This window comes from Bradyrhizobium cytisi, from assembly GCF_008123515.1.
Taxonomy (GTDB): Bacteria; Pseudomonadota; Alphaproteobacteria; order Rhizobiales; family Xanthobacteraceae; genus Bradyrhizobium; species Bradyrhizobium cytisi.
This window is the reverse complement of sequence record NZ_VSSR01000034.1, coordinates 145140-151280: the sequence shown is the minus strand read 5'-3', so window position 1 is coordinate 151280 and position 6141 is coordinate 145140. Positions and strand designations below refer to the sequence as shown.

Below are 6141 nucleotides of genomic sequence, written 5' to 3'. Positions count from 1 at the left end.
GATCTCGGACAGACTCTAAGGATCGTGAAAGCCTGCCGTTTCGCGAGCAGGTTCAAGGGGAGCGAACGTCCGTGCCGTCATCAGGGGTGGGCGACGATCCGCGTGCCACAGCGCATCGCGGAAGAATGGTTTTGCGCGCAACCGCAACTGCGTCATGGCTCATTGCCGGCGCATGCGCATGTCTCCCGACAGCAATTCAGAAAACATCTCTGACCACGCGACGCCTCGTCAGCTCGCGGCGCGTCGGGTGCTTTCGTTCAATCATCAACGTTGAAACTGGGAGGGCATGACATGAAACGATTTTTCCTCGCCTCGACGATCGTCGCCACATGGGCGTCTCTCGGCCCGCAAGCGGCCGCACACGGGCTGCCGCCGAGCGGCGTGGCCCCGCGCTCGTCCTGCACCGCCCTCACCGGGCTCACTCTGCCGAACACGCAGATCCTGAGCGCGACGCAGAAGTCGGGCTATTGCAACGTGATCGGCATCATCAACAAGCGCGTTTCCACGCAGGATCCCGATCACTTCACCTACGGCATCGGCTTCGCGCTCAACCTGCCCAACACCTGGCATGGCCGCTTCGAGATGATGGGCGGCGGCGGCACCGACGGCAGCCTGCAAAGCGATCCGCAAGGTGCTGCCGGCGTCGAGCTCGGCCAGGGCTGGGCGGTGGCGGCCGATGACGGCGGCCACGAGGACAGCGCGACCAATGTCCTCGGCGGCTATCAGGACGACGACGCCAATGCCGGCGGCTCCGCGCATTTCGCGATCGATGCGCAGGCACGCCGCGACTACGGCTATAACGGCATCGAGAAGACCGCGACGACGGCCAAGCAGATCATCTCCTATTTCTACGGCCTCGATACCGTCTATTCCTACATCATGGGCTGCTCGAACGGCGGCCGCGACGCGATGGTCGCCTCGCAACGATCGCCCTGGCTGTTCGACGGCGTGATCTCGCAAAACCCCGGCTTCAACCTGCCGCAGGCGGGCCTCGCGGAGGCCTGGAACGAGCAGGTGCTCGGCACGCTTTCGACCAGCAAGGACATCAACGGCCAACCGTATATTCCCGACACGTTCCCACAGCAGGACCTTCAGGTGGCCTCGGCTGCGATCCTGAGCGCCTGCGACGCGCTCGATGGCCTCGTTGACGGCATCATCGACAACTACCACGCCTGCACGGCCAGGAAGGTGTATCCGGCACTCGCGAGCTACACTTGCGGCACCGGCTCGCACGGCAGCACGCCGCATGGCGGCACCTGCCTCACCAGCGCGCAGGTCGATGCACTCAAGAAAATCTACGCCGGTCCGGTCAATTCAAAAGGCGAGCGGCTCTATTCGAACTGGTTCTGGGACGCCGGCATCTGGACGCCGCCCACCGCGCCCGGCGCAGGCTGGCAACTCTGGAACGTCGTCACCGCGCCGGTGCCCGGTGTCAACACCGCGATCAACCTGACGCTCGGCGCCGGCGCGATCCCGATGATCTTCCAGACGCCGCCCGTCGTCACGCCCGTCAACGGACCGACCGGCCAGGAAGCCTTCGTGTTCAAATTCAACTTCGACACCGACGCGCCGAAGATCTTCACGAAGACCGCGGCCTATCCGGAAAGCGCGATGGATTTCATGGCGGCGGTCGCAACCGATTTGCGTCCGTTCAAGGCGCGCGGCGGCAAGCTGATCATCTCGTCCTCGGTCAATGACGGCATCTTCTCGGGCGCCGCTATCGCCCGCTGGTACCGCAAGATGAACCAGCGCATGGACAATCACGCCACCGATTTCGCGCGGCTGTTCATGGTGCCCAACATGGCCCATTGCGGCGGCGGCGCAGCGACCACGAGCTTCGCCACGAACGAGCTCAAGGCGATCACGGACTGGGTCGAACACGGCGTCGCGCCGGAACGCATCGTCGCGGCCAATACCAACACCACCTCGCCCTACCCGGCCGGCGGCGTGTTCGATCCGCGCATTGCCCAGAACTTCCCGACCGGAGGCACGCGGCCGCTCTGCGTCTATCCCAGCATTCCCGCGTACAAGGGCAGCGGCCTGACCAGCGATGCCGCGAGCTTTGCGTGCGTCGACCCCGGCTTCAGCCGAGGCGGCGACCACGACTTCCACGACGATGACGACGGCCACGGCGACGACAGGCACTGAGCGTAGCGGCTCAGTCTCGTGTCCCGGACGCGCTGCAACGCCCCATAGCGCGTCGGAGACGCGCGTAAACGCGCTTATAGCGTTGCGGCGCAGAGCCGGGACCCAGTGGCGACGAATTCCTATGCAGCATGGGCCCCGGCTCGGCAGCGCACTGTCGAAGAGACACTGCGCTGCGTCCGGGGCACGAGAGGAGAGTGAGCGAGTTCGAAGAGAACAACGTTTGCTTCAGAGCAGCTTCGCGCTCACGAACAACGCGCGTATCGCGTTCGTCGCCTGCACCACGAGCATGGCATTGTCGGCGGCACCCTCCAGCGCGTGGACGGCATCCTCATGCAGCGAGCGGAATTCCATCCACTCGACCGATTTGAAGTTGGTGAGGAATTGATAGGCCTGGCCGACGGTCGCAATCGCCAGCGTGTCACCGTTCAGCTTGATCTTGAACGTCGTGCGCAGCGGGGTCTCGGAGCTTGCTGGATCACTCATCGGCTGGTTCTGGACGACAACGGCTTAATGAAGGGAAAACGGCAGCCCCGCCGTCCGACGAATATCAGGAATCGGTGCTGGCGCGTTGCGCGACAGTTGCCGGGCTGCTCAGGCTCGGCACCACGACCAGGCGGTTGAACTCGCCATTGTCGTAGGCCTTGAGGAAGCGATCATAGTCCTTGATCGAGACGCAACCGTTGGAATCGCCGCGCGGCCCGAGCATGTAGGTGTGGGTGAGCAGGCCGACACGGCCGAGTGCGCTGGTGCCATCCGCCGGCGTCATGCGCAGCGCGCGAACGCCGTGGAACAGCTTTTCGCGCGGCTTGAGGTCGTAGGTCGCAGGCGGGGTGGCACCGACCATGCGCTGGTCGACATGATCGGGGTCGTCCATCAGCGCGCCCATGCCCGAATGGGCCTCGATCGTGGCGCCGTTCGGCAGATACAGCGCCTTGGCCTTGATGTCATAGACCGCCGTCCGCGAATCGTAGCCGAGCGCGGCCAGATCCGGCGCCTTGCCGAACAGGCCGCTGTCGGGCGTCAGCGAGGCTAGCTTGATCTTGTCGGTGAACTTTTCGAAGAAATTGCGGTTGTCGGCCCTGGGCGTGGTGTCGGCATAAGCCTGGCTGGACGCGATCTGGGCGCTGAAGTCCGCCTGGACCGGCCGCGAGCGCGGCACCGGCACGGCGTCGGCACGTTCCGCGGGCCGCCTCTCGTCAACCGCGGTCCGGTCGTCATCGGTCAAGGTCGAGCGCCAGTCATCGCCCTGGAGCTTTTGGGCGAGCATCGCCTTGGCATCGCGAAGCTTGAGCTGGACCGCACTCAGGGCGGAGCGCTCCATCGCCCGCAGGCCGAGGTCACGGGCGGGCGGGCTGCCGGACAACGAGGCGAAACGGTCGTCGAACGAGGGAGAATTGGCCGGCGGCAGCGCGGCGGTGACCAGCGGGGTGGAATCGCCGATATCCGCGACCCAAGCGGCGGCGCCCAGCGCCAGCGCGATGGCAGCCATAGACAGCAATATTGTCTCGGCTCGCCCAATTCGGCGGCGCGGCAAAAGCCCCTCGGCGCTTGCGCGGTCGGAAACCATCAGATCCCCAAGTCGACACCTCCGGGGGACCCAACCCCCACCCGGAGACTCTCTACCAGCTACCACATTGGGAGCCAAAAGTTAGGCATAATCGCGGCCGGCAAGCCCTCCTGAGGGTATCCAACGACCGATCCTTTCGATCTAGATCGCTTCCTCAGGGCTCAGGACCCGGTTTTTCGCGGCGTTCTGGCCGAGTTGGCCCGTGGCTGGAAGCAATCTCACTGGATGGGGCCAACTGACCGCGACAACCGCAGCGAGCAGCGTAAACCTGCGATTAATACGCGCCCCCTATTTTTCGGAGAATTTCTTTCTCTCCCCGCGCCAATTGCCGGACAGATCATGAAAATCGGTACGCTGCTGACCACCGCCATCGTCTCGCTCTCGACCGTCGGCGGCGGCCTCGCCGTCTACGTCGCCGTGACGAAGTACCAGACGATGGAGCGGATCGCCGAAGCGCAAGGGCGGCTCGCGATCGTCCGCGCCGTCAGCGACATCCCGCGCTATCTCAACCCCGAGCGCGGCTTTTCCACCAACATTCTCTATGGTCCAGCCACTGTCGACCCGGCGCTGCTCGCCGAGCAGGACAGACTGCGCAAGCAGACCGACGGCGCCCGTGACAGGATGAATGCGCTGCGCAAGGAGCTGCCTGGCCCGTTCGACGACGGCAACGCCATCGGCGGCAGCATCGACGGCATCAATTCGAAATTCACGGGCTTGCGCGACGCCATCGACAAGGCGATCGCGGGACCGGTGGAGGCGCGCAAGGACGCCGCCAAGAAGATCGTCGCCGACAATGCCGTGCTCAACGCCGGCGTCACCGCGCTGCTCAACGAGCAGGTCCGCCGCATGGCGATTCTCAACGGTGACGCCTATCGGCAGGCCAGCTACGCCAACATCGCGATGACGCTGCGAGACGTGGGCGGCTTCAATTCCAGCCTGCACAAGAATCTCGTCGGAGGCAAGAAACCGGCGACGGACGCCGAGAAGGCCGAGATCAGCCGCTCACAGGGCCGCAACGACCAGATCGTGATGGCGCTGCAGGAGTTGCGCGGCAATCCGGCAACTCCGGCGAACGTTGCCGCTGCGCTGGAGAAGTTCAACTCGGTCTATATCGAGGAGTTCGGCCGCGAGCTCAAGCTGGTGAGGGACGGTGCGATCAGCGGCAAGTACGAACACGACATGGATACCTATTACGCAGCCACGCAGCGCGGCCTCGGTACCATCATCGAGGTCCGCGATGCGTTCTACGACAACGCCGAGCATATCCTTTCCGGCGCGTCCGTCGCCGCGCGCACGAGCTTCGCGATCGCGCTCACAGGGCTCCTCGCCGTGCTGATCGCCAGCGCCGGCCTCATCGCGATGGTCCGCCGCCGCGTCTGCGCTCCGATCGTCAGCCTGACGACCCGGATGTCGCGGCTCGCCGACGGCGAGGTTGCTGAAGCCATCCCCGGCGCGGAGCGCTCCGACGAGATCGGAGCGATGGCCGCGGCGGTGCAAGTGTTCAAGGACAACATGATCCGGGCCGACCGGCTCGCGGCCGAGAAGCAAGCCGAGAACGACGGCAAGATGCGCCGCGCCCAGGCGCTCGACGAGCTGACCCGCGCCTTCGAGGCCAAGGTCACCGAGCTCGTCGGCGGCCTGTCGCAGGCCTCCTCCACCATGGAGACGACGGCGCAGTCGATGACCTCGACGGCCGCCCAGACCAACAGCCAGGCCGCGGTGGTGGCCGCCGCCTCCGAGCAGACCTCGACCAACGTGCAGACGGTCGCAAGCGCGACCGAAGAGCTGACGTCGTCGATCGCGGAGATCGGCCGTCAGGTCGCCCAATCGACCGAGATCGCGGCCCGCGCCGTCGACAACGCCCGCCGCACCGGCGACACTGCCCGTGCGCTCGCCGAGGGCGCGCAGAAGATCGGCGACGTCGTCACGCTGATCCAGAGCATCGCCGAACAGACCAACCTGCTGGCGCTCAACGCCACCATCGAGGCCGCCCGCGCCGGCGACGCCGGCCGCGGCTTTGCCGTCGTCGCGTCCGAAGTGAAGTCGCTGGCCGGCCAGACCGCCAAGGCGACCACCGAGATCTCCGAGCAGATCACGGCGATCCAGTCCGCCAGCGACGAGACCGTCACTGCGATCCGCAACGTCGCCGACGTCATCGCCGAGATCGACCAGATCGGCACCGCGATTGCAGCCGCGATCGAGCAACAGGGTTCGGCCACCCGGGAGATATCCCGCAGCGTCCAGGAAGCCGCCCGCGGCACCCAGGAGGTCAACACCAACATATCTGGCGTGCAGCGCGCCGCCGACGACACCGGTGCGGCCGCTCAGGAGGTTCTGGGCGCGGCCGAGCAGCTCTCGACGCAGTCACGCGATCTCGCCGGCCAGTTCGACCGCTTCCTCGGCGAAGTCAGGGCGGCGTAAGGAGC

5 protein-coding genes and 1 pseudogene are annotated in these 6141 nt (G+C 65.7%); 4 read left to right on the top strand and 2 right to left on the bottom strand.

All coding sequences use genetic code 11. The features are described 5' to 3' along the window. Positions 1 to 213 (top strand): hypothetical protein (locus FXB38_RS43470; protein ID WP_210250936.1); only part of this gene is annotated, 213 nt, incomplete at its 5' end. A 78-nt stretch (positions 214 to 291) separates the two neighbouring features. After that, positions 292 to 2148 (top strand): tannase/feruloyl esterase family alpha/beta hydrolase, encoded by a 1857-nt coding sequence (locus tag FXB38_RS21880; RefSeq protein ID WP_187435046.1) that lies wholly within the window; start codon positions 292 to 294, stop codon positions 2146 to 2148. Between the two features lie 225 nt (positions 2149 to 2373). Here FXB38_RS21880 and FXB38_RS21875 read toward each other — a convergent pair whose 3' ends face one another. Together FXB38_RS21875 and FXB38_RS21870 are read right to left on the bottom strand one after the other, a co-directional pair. Beyond that, positions 2374 to 2631 carry a hypothetical protein gene (locus FXB38_RS21875; RefSeq protein WP_148753038.1) on the bottom strand — a complete coding sequence of 86 codons (258 nt, stop codon included), beginning with the start codon at positions 2629 to 2631 and terminating at the stop codon, positions 2374 to 2376. Positions 2632 to 2695: 64 nt separating this feature from the next. After that, positions 2696 to 3637 (bottom strand): DUF2778 domain-containing protein, encoded by a 942-nt coding sequence (locus tag FXB38_RS21870; RefSeq protein ID WP_430640182.1) that lies wholly within the window; start codon positions 3635 to 3637, stop codon positions 2696 to 2698. 222 nt (positions 3638 to 3859) lie between these two features. On the opposite strand from FXB38_RS21870, the pseudogene FXB38_RS45060 reads away from it, so the two are divergent. Together FXB38_RS45060 and FXB38_RS21860 are read left to right on the top strand one after the other, a co-directional pair. Further along, positions 3860 to 3931, top strand: a pseudogene (locus FXB38_RS45060) (DUF1810 domain-containing protein); the annotation flags it as partial. A 123-nt stretch (positions 3932 to 4054) separates the two neighbouring features. Beyond that, entirely contained in the window at positions 4055 to 6136 is a 2082-nt protein-coding gene (locus FXB38_RS21860; RefSeq protein WP_148753036.1) for a methyl-accepting chemotaxis protein, read from the top strand. Positions 6137 to 6141 lie beyond the last annotated feature (5 nt).

What these genes read in the sequence shown, in the direction of transcription:
- FXB38_RS21860 (WP_148753036.1), top strand. Translation starts at nt 4,055, where the DNA reads ATGAAAATCGGTACGCTGCTGACCACCGCCATCGTCTCGCTCTCGACC.
- FXB38_RS21875 (WP_148753038.1), bottom strand. Translation starts at nt 2,631, where the DNA reads ATGAGTGATCCAGCAAGCTCCGAGACCCCGCTGCGCACGACGTTCAAG.
- FXB38_RS21880 (WP_187435046.1), top strand. Translation starts at nt 292, where the DNA reads ATGAAACGATTTTTCCTCGCCTCGACGATCGTCGCCACATGGGCGTCT.
- FXB38_RS21870 (WP_430640182.1), bottom strand. Translation starts at nt 3,637, where the DNA reads ATGGCTGCCATCGCGCTGGCGCTGGGCGCCGCCGCTTGGGTCGCGGAT.